The sequence below is a fragment of the Actinomyces respiraculi genome (genome assembly GCF_014595995.2).
Taxonomy (GTDB): Bacteria; Actinomycetota; Actinomycetes; order Actinomycetales; family Actinomycetaceae; genus Actinomyces; species Actinomyces respiraculi.
This window is the reverse complement of the sequence record NZ_CP063989.1, coordinates 1844817-1871481: the sequence shown is the minus strand read 5'-3', so window position 1 is coordinate 1871481 and position 26665 is coordinate 1844817. Positions and strand designations below refer to the sequence as shown.

Below are 26665 nucleotides of genomic sequence, written 5' to 3'. Positions count from 1 at the left end.
GATCAGCGAGGGTCGGCCTGCGGCCAGGGCGCTGGCGCGAGCGGGCGTGGCGTCGGCTGCTCGGACGGGTTCGGATGGTCCAGCGGCACCCGCCAGGTGAAGCACGTCCCGCGCCTCTCGCCGTCGGACCTCGCCCTCGGGCCGATGACGAAGGAGCCTCCGTGACGCCGGGCCCTCTCCGCCATGTTCGCCGTGCCGGAGCGCCGCGTGACCCGCGGGCTCACGCCCACGCCGTCGTCACGGCAGACGATCTCGACCACCGGCCTGCCCGTGTAGGGCGCCCAGTCCCCGGAGGCCTGGTCGTCGCGCACCGCCAGGGACGAGGCCGTCGGCAACGCCCCCCACAGCTTGACGTCCACCGTCACCGAGGAGGCGTGCGCGTGGCGCGCCACGTTGCTCAGGCCCTCACGCACCACGGCCACCATGTCGTCCGCGACCTCCGGGTCCACCGCCGCGTCCACCGCCGCGATGAGCTCGTCCTCCTCCTCCCGCCCCGCCTGGGCCAGCCCGCGACCGTCCACGCTCAGCAGCAGGGAGGGGGCGTAGCCCAGTGAGGTGCGCGCCAGGGAGGCCTCGCGCCGCAGCCGCTCGACGACGCTGGCGTCCTCGTCGCGGTCACGCAGGGAGCGCACGATCGAGCGGATCTGGCTCACGGAGTCGTCCACGGCGGCCAGGGAGGCATCCAGGGCCTCGCACACCGCCTCGGCGTCCACGCCTCCCGACGTCGTGCCCTCACGGATCCGGTCCCTCGCCGCAGCGATGCGCATGCCGGTGGCGAACAGCTGCTGGATGGCGAGGTCGTGCAGGTCCCGGCCGATGCGGGCCCGCTCGTCCAGCAGCGTGGCCATCTCCTCGGCGTGCTGGGCGTCCGCCAGCTCGAAGGCCATCGTGGCCTGGCCCGCCACCAGCTCGGCGATCTCCAGGTCCTGCTCGGTGAAGGGGGGCGCCCCCTGCTCACGCAGCAGGAGCATGACCCCCACGCCACGGCCCCGGTGGATCATCGGCGCGTACAGGGCCGGTCCGAAGCGGGCAAGCGCAGGCACGCTCAGGTCCTGGTTCCGCCAGGCCTCGGCCAGGGAGTCCACCAGGACGCCCTCCTGGCGCACGAGTGTCTGGCGGGCGCGCCCCTCGGGCGGGAAGAAGGTTCCGATGAGCTCGGGGCCGTGGTTGCCGTCGGCGATCTCGCACACCCATGTGTCCCCGACGCTTGGCAGGACCAGGGCGGAGGTGTTGGCGTGCGCGACCTGGCGGATGCGCTGGGCGATGAGGGTGAAGGCGTCGTCCTCCTCGGCGCCGGACAGGAGCATCGTCGTCAGCTCCTGAGAGATGGCCATCCACTTCTCCCGGCTGCGCGCCTCACGGTACAGGCGCGCGTTCTCGACGGCGACGCCGGCCGCCTCCGCCAGTGCGAGGACGGCGGTGACCTGTGCCTCGCCGAAGCCTCCGGGGCGGTCGCACAGGTACAGACGCCCGTAGACCTGGTCGTGGGCGCGCAGTGGCGCGGACAGGACCGAGCCGGGGGCCTCGCCCTCGATGGCGCCCGTGAAGGCGCTCATGGCGGCCAGATCGTTGACGACGACGACCTCGTCCTTCGTCGTGGGCACGGTGAGCAGCGACTCCAGGTGCTCGGGCGTGGCCGTCGCCGGTCCCGCGGTGACGGGCTCGGTGCGGCGTCCCGTCGAGCGTGAGCGGCCTCGCACGGAGATCGTGCCCCAGGCCGCGCCGGTGACGGAGCAGGCGGACTCGACCAGGCGGCGCAGTGCCTCGGGGACCTGCAGCGAGCTTGTCAGGCGCAGCGCGGCACGCAGCAGCTCGACGGTGGAGTCCTCCAACACGGGGGCGCTGGCGTCGCCCGCGCGCGTCGAGCTGAGCCGGTCAATGTGGGCCGCGTAGGCGACGGCGACCTCCCCGGCCGGATCGTCGGGGCTGGCGGCTGAGGGCACCTTGAGACCAAGGAGGTCCTCGTCGTCGGGGCCGCCGGGGAAGGCAACGGGCTGCTCCGGGGACTTCTGCGCCGGCGACTCTTGCTCCGAGGAGTCCGGCTGAGGCAGCTGGCCGGGGCCCACCGTGGAGGCCGTGGGGGACATGGAGGCCGTGGGGGACATGGACGACACAGTCATGAACACACCTCCTGAGTGCGTGGCGTGGCCAGGATGGTGGGGTCCTCGGCCAGGTCCTCCTGCGCGAGCGACCAGGCGTAGGCCGTGTTGCGCCCGCGCAGCTCGTCGTGCGTGCCCCGGTCGGTGACGGTGGCCGGCGCGCTCGGGGCCTGAGCGTCGGGGCGCCCGAGGACGATGACCTCATCGGCGCCGGCCAGGGCGCTTAGGCGGTGCGTGACCACAAGCACGCCGCGCGCGCTCTCGGCGCCGACCAGCGCAGAGTCCTCATGGCCGACGGCGAGCAGGCCGCCGACGAGGCGGTCGGCGGTGGCCGGGTCGAGGTGCTCGGCGGGCTCGTCAAGCATCATGAGCCGGGCCGGCGAGCACAGGGCGCGGGCCAGCAGGAGGCGGCGCCGCTCACCCCCGGACACGCCCTGGCCTCCCTCGCCGAGCATCGTGTCCAGGCCCTGCGGCAGCGCCCGGTACCAGTCCTCCAGCCCGGCGGCGGCCAGGTGCTCCTCGGCCGTGGGCGCGTCGAGCCGTCCCCAGGCCACGCGCAGGTTCTCCAAGACGCTGGTGGCAAAAACGTGGGCGTCCTCGGTGGTGACGCTCAGGCGTTCGTGCACCTGCGCGCGTGGAGCGGACCAGACGGGCACGCCGTCGAGCTCAACGGTGCCGGCCCGGGGCGCGAGCAGCCCGGCGAGCGTGTACAGCAGGGTGGTCTTGCCGATGCCGGAGGGGCCTGCGATGGCGAGGCTGCGCCCCGGCCGCAGCTCGAGGTCGATGCCCTGGGCGACGACCGGGCCGCCGGGCCAGCCCACCGCCAGGCCGCGGGCGCGCAGGACCGGGCCCCCCTGGGCCTCGTCCAGCGGGGGCAGCGGGGTGGGAGCGGGCACTGTGGCGCGCGAGGCCTCGGCGGCCTCCACGAGCTCGATGACCCGCACGGCCGCTCCGGCCGAGGTGACGAGCTGGACGCTGGCGGGTCCCAGGGCCGCGGTGGCCTCGAAGGCGGACAGGGGCAGGAGTGTGATGACGGCGAGCCACTCGGCCGACAGCGCCCCGCTGTGCACGGCGGGCAGGCCCACGAGGATGCTGCCGATGACGGACAGCCCCATAGCCAGGGCGTCGACGGCGGCGGCTGCCGCGGCGGGCCGGGCGGCACGGTCGCGGGCCGCTGCCATGCGGGCCTCGGTGCTCTCCAGGGCGTCCATGACGGGCCCCATGCGGCCCAGGACACCGAGCTCGGCACCGTCCTCGAGGACGGTGAGGCTGATGGCGGCCAGGTCGGTGCTCTCCTCCTGCCGGGCGAGCTCGGCGGCACGGGCGGCGCGCACGGTCATCAGCGGCCCGCCCAGGCCGGCGAGCAGGAGGCAGGCCGCCAGGATCAGGCCGGCGGGCCAGTAGATGAGGCCGACGATGAGGCTCGTGAGCAGCCCGACGGTGGCGGCGACGGCGGCGGGCAGGTAGGCGCGCACGACGAGGTCGCCCACACGGTCGACGTCGGCCCCCACCCGGGCGAGCACGTCACCACGGCGCAGGGCAGCGACGGTGTCGGTGCGTGAGGAGGCCATGACCTCGTAGACGCGGGTGCGCAGGGCATTCATGCCGCGCAGGGCCGTGTCGTGCGAGACGAGCCGCTCGCAGTAGCGCAACAGGGAGCGTGAGACGCCGAAGAGGCGCACGAGGACGGGGGCGACGCCCAGGGCGACGACCACGTCGGTGAGGGAGGCACGCGCGATGAGCCAGGCGGCGATGCCCGACAGGGCGACGGCGGAGGCCAGGCCGAGGGCGCCGGTGAGGACGGACAGGGCGAAGCGCCCGTAGTCCAGGCCGAGCATCCGCGTGGCCCGGTCGAGGGCGTGGCGCTCGGCGGGGGTCAGGATAAGGCTCATCGCTGCTCCTCCTTCAGGCCCTGTGCGGGTGCGGTGGCGTGGGGCTCGTCCGACCCGGCCCCGTCGTCCGGATCGGCCTCCTCGAGTGGGACGCTGGAGACGGTGATGACGTCGTCGGCGACGGCCAGCAGGGCGCTGCGGTGGGCGATGACGATGACGGTGCGGCTGGCGGCCCTCAGCGCCTCGACGGCGTCGACGACGTGGGCCTCGCTGGCGGCGTCGAGGTGGGCGGTGGGCTCATCGAGCACGACGAGGGGGGTGCGCTCGAGCAGGGCCCGGGTGAGCGCGAGGCGCTGGCGCTGGCCGACGGACAGGCCGACCCCGCCCTGCCCGATGCGCTGGTGCCAGCCCTCGTCGAGGGTGGCGACCACCTCGTCCAGGCCGCAGGCGCGGGCGGCGGCCTGCAGGGCGGGGTCCTCGTGCGCGCCGGGACGCTGGGCGGCCTCGGGACCCAGGACGTTGTCAAGGAGTGTGCCGGGCACGATGGTGGGGCGCTGGGGCACCAAGGTGACCTGCTCCCACCAGGAGGTGGGAGAGATGTCCTCCAGGTCTGTGCGGGCGCCGTCGGCGGCGAGGACGTGCACGCTGCCGCGGTCAGGCTCAAGCAGGTGCAGCAGGACCTGGGAGGTGGTCGTCTTGCCCGCGCCGGAGGGCCCGGCCAAGGCGGTCAGGCGCCCTGGGCGGATTGTCGCGGTGAGGCCACCGGGGGCCCAGGAACCGCGGGCGCGCACGCTCAGGTCCTCAATCTCGAGGGTCGCCGTCGACACGTCGGGGGCGGGGAGCGAGCCGCGCGTGGGCAGGGGCGTCTGGAGCACCGTGAAGACGGCGTTGGCGGCGGCGGCGCCGTTGGCTGAGGCGTGGAACTGGAAGCCGACCTGGCGCAGGGGTTGGTAGACCTCGGGGGCGATCATGATGACGAGCAGGCCTGTGGCGAGGTCGAGGTGGCCGAACAGGAGCCGGAAGCCGACCTCGACGGCGATGATGGCCACGGACAGGGTGGTGAGGAACTCCAGGACGGCACCGGACAGGAAGGCGACGCGCAGGGTCGTCATGGTGGTGCGGTTGTAGGCACGCCCGAGCGCCTTGACGCGCCGGCCGGGGCCGACCTCGCGTCCGAAGGCCTTGAGGGTGGGCAGCCCGGCGATGAGGTCGAGCACCTGGGAGCCGAGCCGCTCCATGGCGTCGAGGCGGTCCTTGGAGTGACGCTCGGTGAGCCTGCCGATGAGGATCATGAAGATTGGGATGAGCGGCATGGTCAGGACGACGACGACGGTGGAGGCGAGGTCTTGCATAAGCATGACGAGGCCGAGCAGGGGAGTGGCGGTGGCCGCGAGCAGCAGCTGGGGCAGGTAGCGTGTGAGGTAGGGCTCGAGGTCGTCCAGTCCGCGGGTGAGGAGGGTGGCGGTCTCGCTGGCGTGCTCGGTCTGCCACCGGGGTCCGAGCGCGGCGGCGTGCTCGAGGACCTGGCGGCGCAGCTCAATGGTGGTGCCGACGGCGGCCCGGTGGGCGCGGGCCTCCTGAAGGTGCAGGACGCCGGCTCGTGCGAGGACGACGACGGCGAGGGCGCCGACGAGCGGCATCACCTGGTCGGCATGGGCTTGGCCGGTGATGACGGGGGAGATGATGCGGGAGATGAGCCAGGCCTGGCCGATGACGAGCAGGGAGAGGACCAGGCCACTCAGGGCGGTGAACACGATGTATCGCCGGGCGGTACGCGCGTAGCGCATGAGGCGGGGGTCCAGTGGCTTCACTCGCTCAGGATAGTGGGATGGGACGCTGGTCCCAGGACTCGCCTGCCAGGTGAGCTGCGGGGCGGACCACCGGGCCCGGCCACTGGTGCGGGGTGAGGTCTCACCGGTGCGTAGACGCCGGGACCCGCCGACTGCCCGTGCAGTCGGCGGGTCCCGTGCCGGACCGGCTCACCCCGGCTGTTGGCCTGCGCGAGGCCTGTATGAGGCGTGCCGCCCCGGTCAGTAGCCGATGGCGGCCTCGGGCTGGAGGGAGTCACGCACCTTGGTGGGGTGCAAACCGCCCTCGTCGGGGTTGATCTCCTTGGCGTTGATCCGCCGGGAGAAGACCTTGTAACCCCAGACCGTGTAGACGAGCACGACGGGCACGAAGATGACGGCCGCGACGGTCATGATGATGAGCGTCGTGTCGGTGCTGGCGGCTTGGGAGATCGTCAGCGAGTAGGCGTCATTGATGGACGAGCGCATGACGTTGGGCGCCATGGCCGAGAAGATGAACACCACCGCGAAGGCGATGCCCGCGAAGTGCAGGGCGAAGGCCCAGCCCTGGCGCCCCTGCCAGCCCATCCACAGCGAGGCGATGAGGCCTGCGGCGGCGAGCACGAGCGGCAGCCAGGCCAGCGCGTTGAGGGAGTAGATGAGCTGCGCCCACAGGGCCCACACGGCGCACACCAGCGTCGAGGCGATGCCGGTGCGGCGGGCGAAGGCCTCGGCGCGGCTGGAGAGCTCACCGGTGGTCTTGAGGGCGATGAACAGGGCACCGTGGGTGAGGAACAGCAGGCAGGTGACGACCCCACCCAGCAGGGTGAAGGGCGTCAGCAGGCTGAAGAAGCCGCCGGTAATCTGGTGGGAGGCACCACGGACGAGCTCGCCGCCGATCTCGGAGGCGGGCACGACGGCACCGGTGGCGGTCTCGACGACCTCAATCTTCATGCCCTGGACCAGGTTGGCGAAGGCCGCACCCCACAGGACGGCGGGAAGCCAGGTGGAGATGGTGTGGAGCCAGTCCCAGGTGTCACGCCAGCGCTGGGAGTTGATCTTGGGACGCCACTCCAGGGCGCACACGCGCACGATGAGGCACAGGAGGATGATGAACAGGACGAGGTAGGCGCCGGAGAAGAGAGTGCCGTACCACTCGGGGAAGGCGGCGAAGGTGGCGCCGCCGGCGGTCAGGAGCCAGACCTCGTTGCCGTCCCAGTGGGGGCCGATGGCCTTGAGCATGGCGCGGCGCTCGCGCTCGTCGCGGCCGAGGATCTTGAGCAGCATGCCGACACCGAAGTCGAAGCCCTCAAGGGTGAGGTAGCCGACCCAGAGGATTGCGATGAGGATGAACCAGAGGATGGAGAGCGTCATGGTGTGTTCTTTCTTCTCTCGGCTCAGTACTCGAAGGACAGGGCGGGGGCCGGGGTGCCCTCGGCGCCGGCCTTCTCGACGGCCTTGACGGACTCCTTGGTCTGGGTGTGCACGCCCTCACGGACGTAACGGCGCAGGAGCACGAACCAGACGACGCCGAGGGCGGCGTACAACAGCGTGAAGATGACCATCGAGGCCAGGACGGTGCCGGCGGAGACGACGGGGGACACGCCGTTGAGGGTGAGCATGTAGACCTCGCTCATGGGGTCGCCGAGGTTGGGGACGACGACCCAGGGTTGGCGGCCGATCTCGGTGAAGATCCAGCCGAAGGAGCAGGCGAGGAAGGGCAGGCCGACGGACCACAGGGCGGCGGTCCCCAGCCGCTTGTCGGTGATGAGGCGGTCCTTGCGGGTGAGCCACAGGGCCAGGGCGCCGATGGCGATGGACAGGCTGCCCAGGCCGATCATGAGGCGGAAGGACCAGAAGGTGGTCATGACGTTGGGGGTGTAGTCCGCGCCCTCGCCGTAGAGCTCCTCGTACATCTCCTGGGCGTCGTTGAGGCCCATGAGCTCAGCGTTCGGGTTATTGGTGGCCAGGAGGGAGTAGAGGTAGGGCACCGAGATGAAGCGGATGGTGGAGTCCTCGTCGTTACCGATGGCGATGAGCGTGAAGGGGGCGCCCTCCGTGCTGTCGTACAGGCCCTCGGCGGCGGCCATCTTGGCGGGCTGCTCCTTGGCGACGACCTGCCCCATGGCGTGGCCGGTGCCGGCGGCGAGCAGGCCGGCGATGATCATGGTGACGGCGCCGAAGCGGGTCATGCGGCGCCAGGTCTGGCGGGCCTCGAAGTCCTGCTTCGCACGGGCGGCCTTGACCATCCACCAGACGGACACACCGGCGACGAGGGCACCGGCGGTCAGCAGCGACGAGGCGATCGTGTGGGCGAAGGCGTGTAGGAAGATGCTGTTGGTCAGGACGGCGAAGAAGCCGCCAATGCCGTCGAGCTCGGCGCGGCCGGTCTCGGGGTTGACGACGGCGCCGACGGGGTGCTGCATCCAGGAGTTGGCCGCGAGAATGAAGGCGGCGGACAGGTTGGTGCCCAGGGCGACCATCCAGATGCACAGGTTGTGCAGGCGGCCGGAGAGGCGGTCCCAACCGAAGATCCACAGGCCGAGGAAGGTCGACTCCATGAAGAAGGCCAGCAGCGCCTCGAAGGCGAGCGGGGCGCCGAAGATGTTGCCGACGAAGAGGGAGTACTCAGACCAGTTCATGCCGAACTGGAACTCCTGGACGATGCCGGTAGCGACACCGAGGGCGAAGTTGATGAGCAGGATCTTGCCGAAGAACTTCGTGGCAACGCGCCACTGCTCATTGCCCGTGCGGAGATAGAGGGTCTCCATGAGGGCGACGAGCGGTGACAGGCCGATTGTCAGGGGAACGAGGACGAAGTGGTACACGGTCGTGATGCCGAACTGCCATCGAGCAAGCTCAAGGGCGTCCAACGCCATCGGTGCGGTCACCATCGGCGCCACCTTTCGGGATAGGTGATAAGACAGATAAGTAAATCCGTGACGGAGGTCACAAGGGATAGTCTGAGTGTATGCCTTCGCTGACGCACTGTCGTGAAGAACCGGGGTGTTGGGAAGGTCAAACGCGCCAGGTGCGGCCCAGGAGGGGCGACGACGTGACACGCCGGGCCCGGGCGTCAGGAACGACCTTCGGTCAGGGGGTGGGCGCGGTGTGCTGGGCGCCCCTACGGGGGGCTGCGGGCCGCCGTTGGGGCCGCCGCTGGGACCGCGACCGTCGCCGCGGGTGGCGGCCTGGCTCCGCGATGACGGTACGTGTGTGATACTCGGACCGGCCCCGGGTGCTGCGTACCGGCTCCCGGTGTCCGGACCTCAGGGTCCACCCCGTCCGGGAACCTTGCGCCGCCTTGAGCGCTGCTGCGGTCCCGTCTCGTGCGGGTGACCCCGGTCCGGCGCCATCAGGCGTACACACAGACTTTTTTTGCTCCCGCACCAGGGAGCACGAGCGCACCGCGCGCCCGAGGGTACGGCGGGAGCAGCGGTGCCCCGGAGAGTGCGACGCACCATGACGTCACCCATGACCCCCGACCAGTCCCTCGAAGCCACTGAGGGCGAGGTCACGGCACCCACTGAACCCACTGAATCCACTGTGCAGGCTCCTGCCGCCGAGGCGGCTCCCAAGGCGCGCCGCCGCCGCGCGACGTCCAAGGCCACCGCCCCCACCAAGGCCCCCGCGGCCAAGACCCCCGTACCGTCGGCCGACGGCGAGGGATCCGGTGCTGGCGCATCGGACGACGCGGGGAACGGCACTGTGACTGGGGATGCTGTGGCTGAGGATCCCTCGACCACAAGCGCGAAGCCCGCCCGTCGCACGGGTACCCGCCCCCGGCGCGCCGCGGCCCCGGCCGCCGCAGGAGCTGAGGACGCCAAGACCAAGGACGCCAAGACCAAGGCCACCAGGACCAAGGCCGCCAAGACCAAGGCCGCCAAGACCAAGGACGCCGAGACCAAGGGCGCCAAAGCCAAGGACACGAAGACCACGGCATCTAAGGCCAAGGGTTCTAAGACCAAGGACGCCAGCACCGAGGACACGAAGACCGAGGACATCACGACGCAGGCTGCGAAGCCCGCGGCGCGCGCCCCTCGTCGTCGTCGGGTCACCGCCGCCCAGGCGGCCCCCGAGGCCGACCCCGCCCCCGAGGCCGCCGGTGAGCCCGAGGTCCTGGCCAGTCCCACCGATGTCACGGCCGAGGCCACCGTCTCCAGCGCCGGCACCGCCGAGGCCTCCACCGGCGATGACACCGGCACTGCCGACAGTGCCGACAGCCCGGACGAGGAGGGCGCCGCCGCTGAGACTGCCGAAACCGCTGAGACTGACGAGGCACCGCGCCTGCCTGCCGCATCTCTCCTCTTCCAGGCGCCCGACCCCTCCCGCGCCCGCCGTCGTCGCAAGGTCACGGCCGTCCAGGCCGCCCCGCAGGCCGCCCCCGAGGTCGAGGACGTGGCCCCGGCGGCCCCCGCCGAGCCGGCCGCCGAGCGCTCACAGGACCAGGACCAGGCCCCCGCCACGCCCCCCGCCTCGCGCGGACGCCGTCGTCGCAAGGTCACCGCCTCCCAGGCCACCCCCGAGGCTGCTCCCGCCCCGCAGCCGGCTGTCGCCCCCAAGGTCACCGAGACGACCACGCCGGAGCCCGACGAGTCGGAGACGACTGAGCCGGACGCGACCGAGACCGAGGAGACCGCCGCCTCCGAGGCCGGCGACTCCACTGACGCCGCTGAGGGCGGGCGCCGCAAGCGCCGCCGCGGCGGTCGTGGCCGCCGCTCCCGCTCGCGCTCCGACGAGGCCACCGAGTCCGCTGAGGCCAGTGAGACCGCTGGGTCCACAGCGCCCACGGCCGACTCATCCGACGAGACCCCCACCGGTCCCGGCAGTGTCGACGAGACCGACGGCGATGAGGAGGACGAGATCAGCTCGCGTCGTCGTCGCCGTCGCCGTTCCCGCTCGTCCCGTGCCGAGAGCGGCCGTGAGAGCCGCGACGTGCGCGACGAGGTCACCGCGCTCAAGGGCTCCACCCGCCTGGAGGCCAAGCGCCAGCGCCGCCGTGAGGGGCGCGCCGCCGGACGCCGTCGCCCCATCGTCACCGAGGCCGAGTTCCTGGCCCGCCGCGAGAGCGTCGACCGGCAGATGATCATCCGCGAGCAGGACGGCCTCAACCAGATCGCCGTCCTCGAGGACGGGCTGCTCGTCGAGCACTACGTCGCCCGCCACACCCAGACCTCCATGGTCGGCAACGTCTACGTCGGCCGCGTCCAGAACGTCCTGCCGTCGATGGAGGCCGCCTTCGTTGACCTGGGCAAGGGCCGCAACGCCGTGCTCTACGCCGGCGAGGTCAACTGGGACGCCGCCGGTATGGAGGGCAAGCCGCGCCGCATCGAGGACGCCCTCTCCAGCGGCGACACCGTCCTCGTGCAGGTCACCAAGGACCCCATCGGTCACAAGGGTGCGCGCCTGACCAGCCAGGTCACTCTCGCCGGCCGCTACCTCGTCCTCGTGCCCGGCGGCACGATGACCGGTATCTCCCGCAAGCTGCCCGACACCGAGCGTGCCCGCCTGAAGAAGATCCTTAAGAAGATCGTGCCCGACGCCGCCGGTGTCATCGTGCGCACCGCCGCCGAGGGCGCCAGCGAGGAGCAGCTGACCGCCGATGTCGAGCGACTGCTCAAGCAGTGGCAGTCCATCGACAAGAAGGCCACGCGGGTGCTCGCCGGCTCCGGTAAGGCACCTGTCCTGCTCAAGGGCGAGCCCGAGCTCGCCGTGCGCGTCGTACGCGACGTGTTCAACGAGGACTTCCGCTCCCTGACCGTGCAGGGCCACGATGCCTGGGCCACGATCAGTGAGTACGTCACCGAGCTCAGCCCGGACTTGGCCGACCGCCTCCAGCACTGGGTGAGCCCGGAGGACGTCTTCAGCGCCCACCGCATCGACGAGCAGCTCGCCAAGGGCTTCGACCGCAAGGTCTGGCTGCCCAGCGGCGGCACCCTCATCATCGACCGCACCGAGGCCATGACGGTCATCGACGTCAACACCGGCCGCTTCACCGGCGCCGGCGGCACGCTCGAGGAGACCGTCACCCGTAACAACATCGAGGCGGCCGAGGAGATCGTCCGTCAGCTGCGCCTGCGCGACATCGGCGGCATGATCGTCATCGACTTCGTCGACATGGTCCTGGAGTCCAACCGTGACCTCGTGCTGCGCCGCCTGGTCGAGTGCCTGGGCCGCGACCGCACCCGTCACCAGGTCACGGAGGTCACGAGCCTCGGTCTGGTGCAGATGACCCGTAAGCGCGTCGGCCAGGGCCTCGTCGAGGCCTTCTCCACGCCCTGTGAGTGCTGCGGTGGGCGTGGCTTCATCGTTCACTCCGACCCGGTGGAGAACCAGCAGGCGGACCTCAACGCCTCCGCCTCGCGCTCGGTCGGCCGCGGTCGCGGCCGTAAGGGCTCGTCCGAGGCCGCCTCGGAGGAGAGGCCCCGCAAGGGCTCCTCACGCCGCCGGGGCAAGGAGGACGCCGACGACGTCATCGACGACCAGACCCGTGCCGCCGTGCGCGGGGCCCTGGCCCAGATCGCCGCTGCCGCCGAGCACGCCCACAAGGACGCGGACTCGTCCCCGGAGGCCGGCGCCGCCGAGGCTCCCACCGCCGAGGTCGGCGCCGCCGAACAGGACGCCCAAGATTGAGGGCCTGGCCCCTGTGGCGCCCGTCTTCGTGCGGAAGACCACAGGGGTCGCGGGCCCGACGGAGTTGGACCGGTCCACGCGATCGCATACAGTGGTCCGCCGGTGCACGTCGCACCTTGCCAAGGAGACAGCCCTCCCGGACGGCTCGCCGTCCACGATTCGGGGGCTGTCTGAAGACTTCGACAGAGATGAGCATTCAAGTGGTCTACGCGATCGTCAAGGCCGGCGGCCGTCAGGAGAAGGTCTCCGTCGGCGACGTCGTGGTTGTCGACAAGCTTGCCGGTGAGGTCGGCGACGAGATCACCCTCGCCCCCGTCATGCTGGTGGACGGCGACAAGGTGACCGCTGGAGCGGACCTGGCTCAGTCCTCCGTCACGGCCGAGATCGTCGGTGACGAGAAGGGCCCCAAGATCAACATCCTCAAGTTCAAGAACAAGACGGGCTTCCGCAAGCGCCAGGGTCACCGCGCCCAGCTCACGGCCGTCAAGGTCACCGCGATCACGTGAGCGCCCTCGCGGCATCCTGAACGCACCCGCTCGAGAGAAAGAAGCCTGACATGGCACACAAGAAGGGTCTTGGTTCCTCCCGTAACGGCCGTGACTCGAACGCGCAGCGTCTCGGCGTCAAGCGCTTCGGCGGCCAGTACGTCGGCGCCGGCGAGATCATCGTCCGCCAGCGTGGCACCCACTTCCACCCCGGCACGAACGTCGGCCGCGGCAACGACGACACCCTGTTCGCCACCGCCGCCGGCAACGTCCAGTTCGGCACCTTCCGCGGCCGCAGGGTCGTCAACGTCGTGCTCCCCGAGGCCTGAGCCTCCAGCACACACGGCATCCGCGAGGGCGAACGGCTTCGGCCGTCCGCCCTCGCGCTGTACCGGCGCCCCGCCGTAGCGCCACGGCCACCCCGGGACGGGGCTGGCCCCGACCACCTTGACGCGTCCAGCCCAGGAGACGAGACATGCCCAGCTTCATCGACCGAGTGGTCCTGCACGTCGCGGGCGGCGACGGCGGCGACGGCTGCACGTCCATCCACCGCGAGAAGTTCAAGCCCCTGGCCGGCCCCGACGGCGGCGACGGCGGCCACGGCGGCGACGTCGTCCTCGTCACCGACTCCCAGGTCACCACCCTCCTGAGCTACCACCGCTCGCCCCACCGCAGCGCCGGCAAGGGCACGCCCGGCATGGGGAACTGGCGCCGCGGCGTCGACGGCGACAACCTCCGCCTGCCCGTGCCCGAGGGCACCGTCGTCAAGGACCGCGACGGCAACGTCCTGGCCGACCTCGTCGAGCCCGGTGCCACTTTCGTCGCCGCCGCGGGCGGCACGGGCGGGCGCGGCAACTTCTCGCTGGCCTCCTCCAAGCGGCGCGCCCCCGGCTTCCACCTGCTCGGCGAGCCGGGCGAGCGTCGCGACGTCGTCCTGGAGCTCAAGACCATCGCGGACGTCGCACTCGTGGGCTACCCCAGCGCCGGCAAGTCCTCCCTCATTGCCGCGATGAGCGCCGCCCGCCCCAAGATCGCCGACTACCCCTTCACCACCCTCGTGCCCAACCTCGGCGTCGTCGAGGCGGGTGAGACGCGCTACACGGTGGCGGACGTGCCCGGTCTCATCCCCGGCGCCTCCGAGGGACGTGGACTGGGCCTGGAGTTCCTGCGTCACATCGAGCGCTGCGCCGTCATCGTGCACGTCCTGGACTGCGCCAGCCTCGACGCCAGCCGCGACCCACTGGCGGACCTCGACACGATCGAGGCCGAGCTCGCCGCCTACAGCGCCCAGCTGGGGCAGGCAGAGAACGACCCGGCCCACACCGGGCGCGTGCCCCTCATGGAGCGCCCGCGCGTCGTCGTGCTCAACAAGGTCGACGACCCCGACGGCGCGGCCATGGCCGAGCTCGTGCGAGCCGACGTCGCCGCGCGCGGCCTGCCCGTCTTCGAGGTCTCCGCCTTGGCCCGCACGGGCCTGCGCCCGCTCAGCTTCGCCCTGGCCGCCCTGGTGGAGCAGGCCCGCCGGGACGCCCCCGCCGTCCTCGAGCCGGCGCGCGAGATCATCCGCCCCGCCTCCGTCGGACGCCGCGGCAAGGAGGTCATCGCCACCGTGCACCGCATCCACTACCCGGGCGAGGGCGAGGTCTTCCAGGTGCGCGGGGACAAGCCGGAGCGCTGGGTGCGCCAGACCGACTTCACCAACAACGAGGCCGTCGGCTACCTCGCGGACCGACTGGCCACCGCCGGCGTCGAGACCGAGCTCGTCAAGGCCGGTGCTCACGCCGGTGACTCGGTGCTCATCGGCGAGGTCGAGGGCGGGGTGCTGTTCACCTGGGAGCCCACCGTCACCGCCGGTGCCGAGCTCCTGGGCGCCCGGGGCACGGACGTGCGGGTGGAGGACTACACCCCCCGCCGCACCAACGTTGAGCGCCGCCGCCAGTACCACGCGTCCATGGATGCCAAGGAGGCCGCCCGCCAGGAGCTGCGCGCCGAGGCCGCCGAGGGGCTGTGGACGGACGCCTCGAGCTGGGACGCGGAGGACTGAGCACCATATGACAGTCCCCGCTGTCCCTACGATGCCCGGTTCCGCCAGGCGCCCCGACGCCCTGCCCGAGCGCGCAAGGATCGTGCTCAAGATCGGCTCGTCCTCCCTCACACGTCCCGACGGCGGGCTCGACCTCAACCGCATCGACGTCATCTCGGCCCTGGTCGCCGGCCTGCGCGGGCGTGGGCACGACGTCGTCCTCGTCGCCTCCGGGGCCGTGGCCGCCGGCCTGCCGACCCTGGGCATGGTCCAGCGCCCCGCCGAGCTGCGCCTGCTGCAGGCCGCGGCCAGCGTGGGCCAGAGCCGCATCATGGGACGGTGGGAGGCCTCGATGAGCGTGCGTGGGCTCGTCGCCGCCCAGGTGCTGCTCACCGCCCACGACGTGGCCGTGCGCGACCACTACCGCACCGTGCGCGAGACCTTCGACGCGCTGCTGTCCATGGGGGCCGTGCCGGTCGTCAACGAGAACGACGCCGTGGCCAACACCGAGTTCAACCTGGGGGACAACGACTACCTGGCGGCCCTGGTCTCACACCTTGTGACCGCCGACCTGCTCATCCTGTTCACCGACGTCGACGGCCTGTGGACCGCCCGCCCAGGATCGGCCGGGGCGGAGCCGATCCGTCTCGTGACGGACCCGGCCCATCTGGCCTCGGTGGACGTCACGGGGCGCGGCTCCTCGCTCGGCACCGGCGGGATGCGCACCAAGGTCCAGGCCGCCACCCTCGCCTGCAGCTCCGGCACCGCCACGATCATCGCCTCGGCGGCCGACGCCGTCGAGATCCTTGGCGGGGCCCAGGTCCCGCAGGACAAGGGCACCTGGTTCCTGCCGACCGGCCCGCACCGCCCGTCCAGGCGCCTGTGGATGGCACACGCCTCCCTGCCCCAGGGCAGGGTCCTGGTCGACGACGGCGCCGCCCAAGCGGTGACGGTCGGCAAGAAGTCCCTCCTGCTGCCCGGCGTCATCGGCGTTGACGGGGACTTCGAGTCCGGCTCCGTCATTGAGATCGTTGGTGCGACGGGCCTGCTCGCCCGCGGCATCTGCCGCTACTCGGCGGCCGACCTGCGCGAGGTCCTCGAGGCCCGCCGTGACGGCACGCCCGCGCCGGACCACGTCACCCCCGTCATCCACCGCGACGACCTCGCCGAGCTGCCTCGCACGGCATAGGGCGAGTAGGAGCCCGTGTCACTCATCCCTGGTCAGGGATTCTGGCGTGTGAGAGCAACCGCGGTATTCTGCGGTTTTCGTGGCGCGCAGAGGTCTCGGGGCGGGCTCTGACCAGGGATGAGTGACAAGTTCCGCTGAACCCACTCCTCTACAGTGCAGCCATGACACACGACGCCACCGAGCGCGCCGCGCTGCTCGTCACCGAAGTCGCCACCGCCGCCCGCCGCGCCCAGCGACAGCTCGCCCCGCTCACCCGCCAGGACAAGGACACCGCTCTGCACGCCCTCGCCAACGCGCTCGTAGAGGCCACCGACCGGATCCTGCTCGCCAACGCCGAGGACCTGGCCCGCGCCCAGAGCATGAGCGAGGGACTCATCGACCGCCTCGCCCTCGACGCCGGGCGCCTGGCCGCCATCGCCGACGCTGTGCGCGAGATCGCCGCCCTGCCCGACCCCGTGGGCGAGATCATCGACGGTCAGACGCTGCCCAACGGGCTGCGCGTGCGGCGCAGGCGCGTGCCGCTCGGCGTCGTCGGCATGATCTACGAGGCCAGGCCCAACGTGACCGTCGATGTCACCGCTCTGGCCCTGAAGTCCGGCAACGCCGTTATCCTGCGCGGCGGCAGCGCCGCCGAGGCGACCAACGCCGTCATCGTCGAGGTCCTGCGCCAGGCACTGGCCGACTGCGGCCTGAGCCCCGACCTCGTCGCCACCGTGGATGCCGCCGGGCGTGCCGGGGCCACGGCCCTCATGCAGGCCCGCGGCCTCGTGGACGTCCTCGTGCCCCGCGGCGGAGCCGGCCTCATCAAGGCCGTTGTCGAGTCCTCCTCCGTCCCCGTCATCGAGACCGGCTCGGGCAACTGCCACGTCTACGTCGATGCCTCCGCGGACCTCGACGACGCCGTCGACGTCATCATCAACGCCAAGACCCAGCGTGTGGGCGTGTGCAACGCCGCTGAAACCCTCCTCGTCCATGAGGCCGTCGCCGACGCCCTCCTGCCCCGGGCCGCCCAGGCCCTGTGGGAGCGCGGCGTCACCCTCCACGCCGACGCCGCCACCCGCGCCGTACTCGGGGCCACCGGGGCCGAGGCCGGCGCGCTCACCGCCGCCACCGAGAAGGACTGGGCAACCGAGTACGGCAGCCTCGACCTGGCCGTGCGCGTCGTGGCCGACGTCGACGAGGCCACCGCACACGTGCGTCGCTACTCCACCGGCCACACCGAGGCCGTCCTCGCTCAGGACCTGCGTGTGGTCAACGCCTTCACCGCGGGCGTCGACTCCGCCGTCGTCATGGTCAACGCCTCCACACGCTTCACCGACGGCGGCCAGCTCGGCCTCGGTGCGGAGCTGGGCATCTCCACCCAGAAGCTCCACGCCCGCGGCCCCATGGGCCTGGCCGCGCTGACGACCACCCAGTGGCTCGTCGAGGGCGATGGTCACGTGCGCTCATGAGGACGATGAAGGAGGACCTATGACACGTCTGGTACGCACTCGTGGACGCCTGATCGCCGTCCTGATCATCCTCGTGGCCTCGCTCCTGCTCACCTGGGTCCTGTCGGTGGTGCTCGGCTCCTACCGCGGGGGAGACGTCAGGCCCGGCATCGACATCACCACCCCGGGCGCCGCCACCCCGGCCGCACCCGAGAACGCGACCCCGGCGGGGCAGGAAGGCGGTGCGCCCGCCGAGGCACCCGTCGTCCCCGCTGTGCCCGTCTCGCCGGCCGACGACGACCACGATGACATCGACGACCGCGATGACATCGACGACCGCGATGACATCAATGACGTCGACGACGACTGAGTCAAGGACAGGGCGAGGCCCGAGTGACCGCACCACGTCCCGTCGCGTGGTGCGGCTACCGGCTCACACGAGCCGGTAGCCCATGCCACGCACGTTCTGGATCCGTTTCTTGCCGATCTTCGCCCTGAGGTAGGACACGTAGACCTCGACGACATTGGAGTCGGGGTCGAAGTCGTAACCCCACACCCCGCTCAGCAGCTGCTGCCTGCTCAGGACCTGTCCGGGGTGACGCATGAAGGTCTCGGCGAGGGCGAACTCGCGGGCGGAGAGCTCGACCGTGGCCCCCGAGACCTCCATGGTCCGCCTGCGCAGGTCCAGGGCCAGGTCGTCGTGGATCAGGCGTACCGGGTCGGAATCGCTCGCCGGGGACTCGTCGCGCAGCCGCAGCCGCACCCGGGCGAGCAGTTCCTCGAAGGAGAAGGGCTTGGGCATGTAGTCGTCCGCCCCTCCTTCCAGGCCCTTGACCCTGGCCTCCACGGAGGAGCGGGCGGTGAGCATGATGACGGGAACGCGCACTCCCTGGCCTCGGATCTGCTCCAGGACGGTGAACCCGTCGACGTCCGGCAGGCCAACGTCGAGGATGATGAGGTCGGCCCGGTCGTGTACGGCCAGGCCGATCGCCTCGTTGCCCGAGGCCGTGGCCTCGGCGCTGAAGCCTGCGGCCTTGAGGCCCTTGAGCAGGAAGGAGGCGATATGCGGCTCGTCCTCCACCACCAGGATGCGGCTCATGGCTTGTGTCCCCTTGTCATGCGTGTCCTCGGCTGCTGATCAGGATCCTGCTCCAGCGGTATCCGCATGGTGAACCGCGAACCGGTGCCGACGACGGAACTGATGTCCAAGGTGCCCCGGTGAGCGGCGACGATGTTCTCCACGATGCTCAGTCCCAGGCCCGATCCTGTGGCCATGCGCTCGGCGCTGGCGCTGCGCCAGAAGCGCTGGCGCACGAGCGTCAGCTCCTCGGGGGCGATGCCAATACCCTCGTCCGTCACCCACAGGAGCAGCTCGCTGTCCGTGGTCCGCGACCCCAGGGCGACACGCGAGCCGACCTCCGAGTACTTCACGGCGTTGGCCGCCAGCTGTAGCCAGGCCTGGCTCACACGCTGGGAGTCGAGCTCGCACACGGCGAGAGCCTTGTCCTCCAGGACCCACACGCGCGGGCCCAGGACCTGCGCCTTGTCGAAAACACTCGTGGTCAGGTCGCCGACGTCGGTGGGGGCGGGTACGAAGGAATCGGTCCCCGTGGTCCTGGCGAACTCCAGCAGGTCGTTGGCCATCATCCCCATGCGGTCCAGCTCCTCGATGGCAAGGCTGCGGGTCCGGCTGACGTCCTCGGTGTCCTCGGGGTCGAGCAGCTCCAGGTGGCCGCGGATGACGGTGATGGGCGTGCGCAGCTCGTGCTCGACGTCGTCGAGCATGCGGCGCTCGGCCTCCACCGAGCGCTGGACCCGGTCGAGCATCCCGTTGACGGCCCGGGCCAGGATCCCCAGGTCGTCGCGTCCGCGCACGGGGACGCGGGTGCTCAGGTCCTGAGGCCCGATCGACTCGGTGGCCTGGCGCAGCTCACCGATCGGCGCCAGGAGCCGCTCGACGACGAACCATGCCAGCGCGGTGACCAGGGCGACGGTAATGACCGCCGCAACGCCGTACAGCGTCATGGTGCGCCGCAACGAGGCCTCGGCGGTGTCCAGGTCGACGACGTGCGCCAGCGCCACCTGGTTCGTGCCGTCGCGCAGCGGCACGACCATGACCCGGTAGGTGCTCTCATCGGTGTGCACCGTCGTCGTGGTGGAGTCCCTCGCCGTGCTCAGGGACGCCAGGATCTCCACCAGCTGCTCGTCCTGCTGGGGCTGACGGTGCGTGGCGTCGGAGGAGAAGTGCGAGCTGAGCTCCTCCGCCTCGAAGCTCAGCACGCTCTCGCCCGCGCCCACGACGGACTGCCGGATGTAGGCGCGAGCCACGCTGGAGGCGTCGGTCAGGCTCTGCCCGTTGCTGGGGTCGATGCCCGCCGCCGCCAGCTGCTCGATGTGCTTGCGACCGCGGTCGAGCTGGTCGTCGATGTCGGCGTGCAGCGTCTGGCGGCCCAGCACCCACACGATGGCGCCGGAGGTGAGCAGGGCGATGCTCGACACCAGGATGATGGCGGCCATGACCCGTACACCGACGGTGGCCGAGGGCTTGATCTGCTCGACGTCCACGACACCAGTGTGCCCAGAGCGGGCGAGCGGTGCTGTCGTACTCACGGAGCTGCCCGGTCGCACGAGTATCGTCGTGCTCACCGTCCCATGCCCCGGTACGACCATCCGGCCGCGCGCCACGCCGTGGGGTCGAGCGCGTTGCGGGCGTCGATGATGACCGGACGGGCGACGAGCTGGGCGGCTCGATGGGGGTCGAGCCCGATGAGCTCCTGCCACTCGGTGCCGAGGATCACCAGGTCGGCACCCTCCAGTGCCTTCCAGGGGTCCTCGGCCACGGCCAGGTCGGGGTTGCGCCGACGCACCTGCTCGGCGGCCTGCGGGTCGTAGACCGTGACGTGGGCGGCCAGTTGTGACAGCCGCTCGGCGATCTCCAGGGAGGGCGAGTCGCGCAGGTCGTCGCTGTTGGGCTTGAAGGTGGCCCCCAGGACGGTGACGGACGCGTCCTCGACGCTGCCCCCGCAGCACTCGACGGCCATGTCGACGACACGGTCGCGCTGACCCTGGTTGATGGAGTCGACCTGGTCGAGCAGACGCGTGAGGGGCTCAACCCCCAGCTCTGAGGCCCGCGTCGCCAGGGCGCGGATGTCCTTGGGCAGGCAGCCGCCGCCGAAGCCCACCCCGGCCCGCAGGAAACGTCCGCCGATCCGTGCGTCCAGGCCCAGGGCCCGGGCCAGGACCGTCACGTCGCCCCCTGCGGCCTCGCACATGCCGGCCATGGCGTTGATGAAGCTGATCTTCATGGCCAGGAAGGCGTTGGCGGAGGTCTTGACGAGCTCGGCGGTGGCGTAGTCGGTGAGGATGCGCGGGACGTCCTCGTCGAGGATCTGGGCGTAGACCTCGTCCAGCACCGACTGTGCGGCCTGTGCCTCCTGGGGGGAGTCGGGCAGACCGTAGACGATGCGGTCGGGGTGGAGCGTGTCCTCGACGGCGAATCCCTCCCGGAGGAACTCGGGGTTCCACACCAGACGGGCCCGTCCTGCCAGCGCCCCGGCGAGCTCGGCGGACGTTCCCACCGGCACCGTCGACTTGCCGACCACCAGCGGCAGGCGCTGGCCGTCCAGGAACGAGGCGAGCATGTCGACCGCAGCACGCACCTGTGACAGGTCCGCTTTGCCCGAGCCGTGGCTCTGGGGGGTGCCTACCGCAATGAAGTGGACATCTGCCCCGGCCACGTCCTCAGCGGTGGGCTCACACGTGAACCGCAGCCGACCGCTGGCGACACCTTCCTGGATCAGCTCGGGCAGACCGGGCTCGTAGAAGGGGGCCCGCCCCTGGCGCAGGGCCTCGACCCGCAGGGGGTCGGTCTCGATTCCCAGGACGTCGTGGCCCAGGTGGGACATGGCGGCGGCGTGAACCGCGCCCAGGTAGCCGCAGCCGACAACTGTCAGACGCATGGTGCGCTCCTTAGATCGATGATGCAGGACGACGGAAGGGGGCCAGGCTCCTGCGCGCCCAGGTGGGGAGCCACGTCCTCGCGCCGGGGCGGAAGGCGTGGACGAAGATGAGTCGCAGCGCGGCGCTGCGGCGGTAGATGCTCAGACGGTCGGCGTGTACGGGCAGCGCGGAACACATGAGATCCAGGACGGGGGAGAGGCGCTCGGCACCCCGATCGCTCAGACGCCCCTGGACGCCCATGAGCTCGGCGTGGGCGATGAGGTTGCCCAGGTCCAGCTCGGCCTCGGCCAGGCAAGCCGTGTCCAGGTCGATGAGGGACAGCACCTCACCGTTCCACAGCAGCTGGCCGTCGTGCAGGTCGCGGTGGCTGAGGGCCATGGACCCGGGCGTGTCCTGCACGAGCGTGGCGCAGACCTCCTCCACCGCATGCTCGAGGGCCTCGGGGTCCTCGACCAGGCCCGTCAGCAGCCCGCGGCGGCTGGCGTTGCCGAACCAGCCACGCAGGACCTCGGCCTCCTGCCGGGGACCGTGGACGGGCAGGTCGGCGTCGGGCCGCGACAACCCGCCCCACACGCCCGCCAGCTGCGTCCAGCCCTCCAGCCCGTCGTCACCCAGCTCGGCCAGGCTGCGCCCCGGCAGCCTCTCCAAGTCGATGTAGGTGTCGCCGACGGCAAGGACACGGGGGACCCTCAAACCCATGGCGGTGAAGGCCCCGAAGGCGGCCAGCGCAGCCGACGACGGGGCGGCGCGCCCGGATCGCGTGGCCTTGCGCACCCGCTCGGGCTCAAGCACGACCGCGCGCCGAGCCGCACGGTGGACGACGAGCTCACCGTGCAGCGGTGGGGCCAGGGCGGGCAGGGCCGGGTCCGTCGCGTAGGGCAGCATGCTGACGCTGCCCTGCGGTGCCAGGGTCCCCGCTCGGAGCCGCCCCTGCTCGTCGCGGCACTCGATGCTGATCGAGCCATCCCGGGCGGGCCAGGCGCGCCTGATGCCCGGCAGGCGGGACAGGGCCTCGTACGTGTCGGTGCCGGGTTCGGGGTGCTGCACGGCGGGGGTGCTCCTGTTCTTCTCAGTGCTCATGCCCGCTGCCCTCCCGTGTCCTCCAGACGTGAGAGCCGGACACTGATGGCGTCGGCCCAGGCCGGGTCCGCGTGCCGCAGCGGCTCAGTCAGGCGCGAGAGCTCGGCCAGGACGGTGGCGGCGTGCAGCGGCCGCCTGTCCGGTACCCGCCCGGCCTCCTGCTGATATCCCTCCAGCAGGGCGGTGCCCGTCTCCGGCGGGCAGACGGCCAGGTAGGAGCCCAGGTCGACGGCGGCCGGAGCGAGCCGGGCCCGGTCGAAGTCGGTCAGCCACAGGGACCGGCTGGCCGGGTCCCTGAGGAACTGGTCCGGGGAGGCGTCGCCGTGGATGAGGACCGGTGCTCCCTCGAGCCGCGTCGGCAGCACGGCGACGAGTGCGCGGGTCCTGCGGGCCAGCGCGGGGGCCAGGGGCTCAAGGACCTGGGCGTGGATCCGCACGAGCGCCTCGGCTGAGACAGGAGCGCTTCGCAGCCCGGCACGCACGTCGTCGGGCAGTGAGGACGTGGAGGCGTGCAACTGGGCGAGCAGGGCTCCGGCCCGGCGGGTGTCCTCCTGGCTCGGCGACTGCTCCAGGTCGGTGCGGCCGCACAGCTCCTGAAGGCTGTAGTGCTCGGGGTCCCAGGACCCACCCAGGTCGATGAGCCGTGGCACGGGGACGACCATGCCGACGGCGCGGTGGATCTGATCGATGCGGTGTCCGCCGCCGGTGCGCACGCGCAACACCCCGTCTGCGGTGCGCAGCACCAGGCGCCGCGCCGGGTTGTAACGCAGCACCGCCTCGGGGGCGATACCTGCCAGCAGCCCGCGCTCGCGGGCACGGCCCAAATGGTCGGCGAGCTTGGGATCGGCGAGCTCGGGGCCTGCCTGGAGGATGAGCCCGTCGGGCAGCGTGCGGGTGAGCACCTGCTGCCCGTAGCGCTCGGCGCGCAGCCGGACCTCGGTGGCCTTGGAGGCGGAGACGGGCCACAGGACCCGGGCCCAGCCGGCGGTGCGGCCCGAGTCGCGCTCCGCCAGGGCCATGAGGAGGGAGACCTCGGGCTTGACTCGCAGCCGCACGGCGCGCACAGGTCGGCTGACCAGCTCGCTCAGGGCGTCGGCGTCCAGCACGGTCCTCAGGACGCCGGCCACCGGGGCGCTCATGCTCGGCCCTCCACGCGTGTGAGGGCGCGCGGGGCGGCGGTGGGTGTCGTCCCGGCCCAGGAGCGGAACTCCGCCGAGGACGCCAGCAGCCTGTCGGGGGTGCCGTCCATGAGGATCCTGCCGTCCTGGAGCCATACGACGCGGTCGGCGCGCAGCGCCGCCTGCGGGTCGTGAGTGACGGTCAGGGTGGTGCGGCCCTCGACGAGGCGGTCGATGGCGTCGAGAACGACCAGGGCGGCGTCGGGGTCCAGCCCCGTCGTGGCCTCGTCGAGCACGACGATCCTGGAGTCCCTCAGCAGGGCCCGGGCGATCGCCACGCGCTGGCGCTGGCCGCCGGACAGGGTCCCGCCCCTCTCACCGACCGAGGTGTCGTAGCCCTCGGGCAGCGAGCAGATGAAGTCGTGGGCGAAGGCTGCACGCGCCGCCTGCTCGACCTCCCAGTCGCTCGCGTCAGGGCGTGAGAGCCGGATGTTCTCCCTGATGCTGCCGGTGAGCAGGACCGCCTCCTGGTGCAGCACCGAGACCTGGGCCCGCAGGTGGCTCAGGCTCAGTTCCGTCAGTGGCTGGCCATCGAGGCTCACGGTGCCCGCAGTGGGGTCCATGGCCCGTACCACAAGGGAGGCGAGCGTTGACTTACCCGATCCCGAGGGACCGACCAGTGCCACGTGCTCACCGGGGCGGACGGTCAGGCTGATGCCGTGCAGCACCTCGGTGCCCTCGTAGGCTGCCCTGACTCCGTCGAAGCGCAGCATGCCCCGCACGTTGTGCAGCATGAAGCCCTGCTGCGGTGAGACGATCTCGGGCTTGATGGCCATGAGGGCGGCGACACGCTCCCCTGAGGCGGTGGCCCGGGAGATACGACCGGTGTACTTGGCCATGTCCCGCAGGGGCTTCATGGTGGTGCGCAGGTAGGTGGTGAACAGCACCAGGTCTCCCGGCGTCATGGCACCCTGAAGGACGCGCAGCCCGCCCCCGATCATGACGACGGCAGCCGCCACTCCCACGATGACGTCGGTGCGACGCTCCAGGCGCGCTGCGATGCGCCGGGACTGGACTCCTTCGCGCAAAGAGGTCGTGTTGACGCCGCTGAAGCGCTCCTGCAGGAGGGGCTCAAGCCCGTAGGCCTGGACCACCTTGATGGCGCCGAGGGCCTCCTGGGCGGTGTTGGCCAGGTTGCCCTCGGAGCGTCGGCTGCGCCGGGAGGCGGCTGTGATCCGCTTGGAGCTGCCCGAGGACGTCAGGGTGAAGACCCCCACCGCCAGGAGCACGACGGTGGCCAGCAGCGGGTCGAGCACGACCATGACGATGAGCATGACGAGCAGGGTCAGGACGTTGGCCGCCAGGGGCAGGCCCGCGGTCACCGCCACCTCCTGCATACGGTTGACGTCCGAGACGAGACGCTGGACGGTGTCGGCGCTGCGGTTGCGGGCGTGGAACTGCTGCGACAGGCCCTGGACGTGGCGGAAGGCCCGCGCCCGCAAGGAGGCGGAGGTGCGCGAGCCCACGAGCGTGAAGGCCAGGGTCGCCATGTAGTTGAACAGGGCGCGTGCCGCCACGACCGCCACCTGGGCGGTGCCCAGCGCGAGCAGCAGCCCGATGCCGGCCGAGGTGATGCCGGTGCGGGCGCCCAGGGAGTCGACGACGAAGTCGACGACCATCTTCATGGGCCAGGGCTCGAGGGCGCGGAAGCCGACCTCTGCCAGGAGCGCGGCGGTGCCGCCGAGCATGAGACGCCAGTGCGGGGCGGCGTCGGGCCGGATGAGGCTCAGGGTCTGTCGCAGCGCCGAGGGCTCGCGGCCGCTCGGCTGGGAGTGAGGGGCCTCCTGGGTCCCGCCCCCGATGACGTCGTCACTGCTCACGGGTGGTCTCCACGGGTTCGAGGATGGTGCGCACCACAGAGCTCCAGGAGTGCGCCTCGACGGCGTGACGGCGTGCACGCCGTCCCAGGTCGCTGCGCCTGGCAGGGTCCGCCGCCAGAGCGTCGAGCGCCTCGGCCAGTGCCTGCGGGTCCGAGGGCGGCACGAGGACGCCCGCGTCACCTACGAGCTGTAGAACCTGTCCGACGTCGGAGGCGACCACGGCGAGCCCGGCCGCCATGTACTCCAGCACCTTGAGGGGGGAGAAGTACTGCTGCTCCTGCCCACCCAGGTCCGGGTAGGGGGCGACGCCGATGGCCGAGCCGGCCAGGTGGGCGGGCATGAGCTCGGGCGCGATGGCGCCGCGCATGTCAACCTCCACCCCAAGCGTGGCCGCCCGCTGCGTGAGGGAGGTCATCTCGGGTCCGTCACCCAGCACGCGCAGCTGCCATCCTCCGTGGGACAGGCTCGCTGCCTCCAGGAGGTCGGCCACCCCGTGCCACGGCTTGAGGGTGCCCACGAAGGTCACGACGACCCGCTCGGGGTCCTCGGGCTGGGGCTGGATGCGTCGCACGCTCACCCCGTTGGGGACGGTGCGCACGCGCCCGGCCGGGTCACTACCCGGGGCGTGGCCAGCCCGGGTCAGGGCGTCACGCACCCACTGGGCCACCGGGTCGGAGACGCACACGGTGCTGGTCGCGCCGGTGACCTGCAGGCGCAACAGCTCCCAGGCCAGGGCCTCGTCCGCCAGGTGACGGTGGCGGCGCTGCTCGTCGATGAGAGGGGAGTTGACCTCCAGGACACCGGGGACGCCCAACGACGGGGTGATCTCGGCCAGCGCCGCGCTGAACAGCGAGTAGCGCTCGTAGACCATGTCCGTCCCCTGATCGCGCACCATCTGGGCGATCCGGTGGGAGACCTCCAGCTGGCAGTGCTCGCGTGAGGCCGGGTCGTTGGCGCGGACCGGCACCGTGTGCACCGTGAGGTCGGCGAGATCGGCGGGACGGTGCGTGCCGGTGCGGGCCGTGTAGAGGGTCACCTCGTGGCCCCGGGCGCGCATCTCGCGGATGACCTCCTGGACGTGCACCGAGGCGCCCTTGGTGCCGAAGACCGGGATGCCGGGGTCTGTGCAGACGTAGGCGATACGCATGC

Annotated in this window: 19 protein-coding genes; 7 read left to right on the top strand and 12 right to left on the bottom strand. The window is 71.6% G+C overall.

All coding sequences use genetic code 11. The features are described from left to right. Positions 1–2 precede the first annotated feature (2 nt). The 5 genes from ID810_RS07760 to ID810_RS07740 form a co-directional block, all read right to left on the bottom strand. Entirely contained in the window at positions 3–2120 is a 2118-nt protein-coding gene (locus ID810_RS07760) for a GAF domain-containing sensor histidine kinase (RefSeq protein WP_235931710.1), read from the bottom strand. Next, positions 2117–3991 carry a thiol reductant ABC exporter subunit CydC gene (gene cydC, locus ID810_RS07755; RefSeq protein WP_166858600.1) on the bottom strand — a complete coding sequence of 625 codons (1875 nt, stop codon included), beginning with the start codon at positions 3989–3991 and terminating at the stop codon, positions 2117–2119. Before cydC ends, ID810_RS07760 begins: the two co-directional genes overlap by 4 nt. After that, positions 3988–5742, bottom strand: a complete 1755-nt coding sequence (gene cydD / locus ID810_RS07750) for a thiol reductant ABC exporter subunit CydD (protein ID WP_188232640.1) — start codon at positions 5740–5742, stop codon at positions 3988–3990. Before cydD ends, cydC begins: the two co-directional genes overlap by 4 nt. 219 nt (positions 5743–5961) lie before the next feature. After that, positions 5962–7092 (bottom strand): cytochrome d ubiquinol oxidase subunit II, encoded by a 1131-nt coding sequence (gene cydB / locus ID810_RS07745; protein WP_166858598.1) that lies wholly within the window; start codon positions 7090–7092, stop codon positions 5962–5964. Positions 7093–7115: 23 nt separating this feature from the next. Continuing rightward, on the bottom strand, positions 7116–8612 hold the full coding sequence (locus ID810_RS07740; protein ID WP_166858597.1) for a cytochrome ubiquinol oxidase subunit I: 1497 nt from the start codon (positions 8610–8612) through the stop codon (positions 7116–7118). Positions 8613–9192: 580 nt separating this feature from the next. On the opposite strand from ID810_RS07740, the gene ID810_RS07735 reads away from it, so the two are divergent. From ID810_RS07735 to ID810_RS07705, 7 genes are all read left to right on the top strand, one after another. Beyond that, the gene (locus tag ID810_RS07735) at positions 9193–12351 is read left to right on the top strand and encodes an Rne/Rng family ribonuclease (protein WP_166858595.1); all 3159 of its coding nucleotides are present in this window, start codon (positions 9193–9195) and stop codon (positions 12349–12351) included. A 188-nt stretch (positions 12352–12539) separates the two neighbouring features. Beyond that, positions 12540–12857: a 50S ribosomal protein L21 gene (rplU, locus tag ID810_RS07730; RefSeq protein ID WP_166858593.1), complete on the top strand. Its 318-nt coding sequence runs from the start codon at positions 12540–12542 to the stop codon at positions 12855–12857. Positions 12858–12907: 50 nt separating this feature from the next. Next, positions 12908–13165, top strand: a complete 258-nt coding sequence (rpmA, locus tag ID810_RS07725) for a 50S ribosomal protein L27 (protein WP_166858591.1) — start codon at positions 12908–12910, stop codon at positions 13163–13165. Positions 13166–13311: 146 nt separating this feature from the next. Then, complete coding sequence (gene obgE, locus ID810_RS07720) at positions 13312–14880, top strand: GTPase ObgE (protein ID WP_166858573.1); 1569 nt, start codon at positions 13312–13314, stop codon at positions 14878–14880. A gap of 7 nt (positions 14881–14887) precedes the next feature. Then, complete coding sequence (gene proB / locus ID810_RS07715) at positions 14888–16048, top strand: glutamate 5-kinase (protein WP_413227897.1); 1161 nt, start codon at positions 14888–14890, stop codon at positions 16046–16048. Between the two features lie 161 nt (positions 16049–16209). Next, positions 16210–17499, top strand: coding sequence for a glutamate-5-semialdehyde dehydrogenase (locus ID810_RS07710; RefSeq protein WP_166858571.1), 1290 nt, complete (start codon positions 16210–16212; stop codon positions 17497–17499). 19 nt (positions 17500–17518) lie between these two features. Next, a complete protein-coding gene (locus ID810_RS07705) occupies positions 17519–17848 on the top strand; it encodes a hypothetical protein (protein WP_166858569.1) in 330 nt (109 codons plus the stop codon). A 63-nt stretch (positions 17849–17911) separates the two neighbouring features. Here the strand turns inward: ID810_RS07705 and ID810_RS07700 are convergent, their stop codons facing one another. From ID810_RS07700 to ID810_RS07670, 7 genes are all read right to left on the bottom strand, one after another. After that, positions 17912–18577: a response regulator transcription factor gene (locus tag ID810_RS07700; protein ID WP_166858567.1), complete on the bottom strand. Its 666-nt coding sequence runs from the start codon at positions 18575–18577 to the stop codon at positions 17912–17914. Continuing rightward, entirely contained in the window at positions 18574–20043 is a 1470-nt protein-coding gene (locus ID810_RS07695) for a sensor histidine kinase (protein ID WP_235931708.1), read from the bottom strand. Before ID810_RS07695 ends, ID810_RS07700 begins: the two co-directional genes overlap by 4 nt. 77 nt (positions 20044–20120) lie before the next feature. Next, positions 20121–21437 carry a UDP-glucose dehydrogenase family protein gene (locus ID810_RS07690; RefSeq protein WP_166858565.1) on the bottom strand — a complete coding sequence of 439 codons (1317 nt, stop codon included), beginning with the start codon at positions 21435–21437 and terminating at the stop codon, positions 20121–20123. A gap of 10 nt (positions 21438–21447) precedes the next feature. After that, complete coding sequence (locus ID810_RS07685; protein ID WP_166858563.1) at positions 21448–22518, bottom strand: phosphotransferase family protein; 1071 nt, start codon at positions 22516–22518, stop codon at positions 21448–21450. After that, positions 22515–23657 (bottom strand): aminoglycoside phosphotransferase family protein, encoded by a 1143-nt coding sequence (locus tag ID810_RS07680; RefSeq protein WP_166858562.1) that lies wholly within the window; start codon positions 23655–23657, stop codon positions 22515–22517. Before ID810_RS07680 ends, ID810_RS07685 begins: the two co-directional genes overlap by 4 nt. Beyond that, on the bottom strand, positions 23654–25438 hold the full coding sequence (locus ID810_RS07675) for an ABC transporter ATP-binding protein (protein WP_166858628.1): 1785 nt from the start codon (positions 25436–25438) through the stop codon (positions 23654–23656). The genes ID810_RS07680 and ID810_RS07675 overlap by 4 nt, the downstream gene beginning before the upstream one ends. A 67-nt stretch (positions 25439–25505) precedes the next feature. Next, positions 25506–26663, bottom strand: a complete 1158-nt coding sequence (locus tag ID810_RS07670) for a glycosyltransferase family 4 protein (protein WP_166858627.1) — start codon at positions 26661–26663, stop codon at positions 25506–25508. Positions 26664–26665 lie beyond the last annotated feature (2 nt).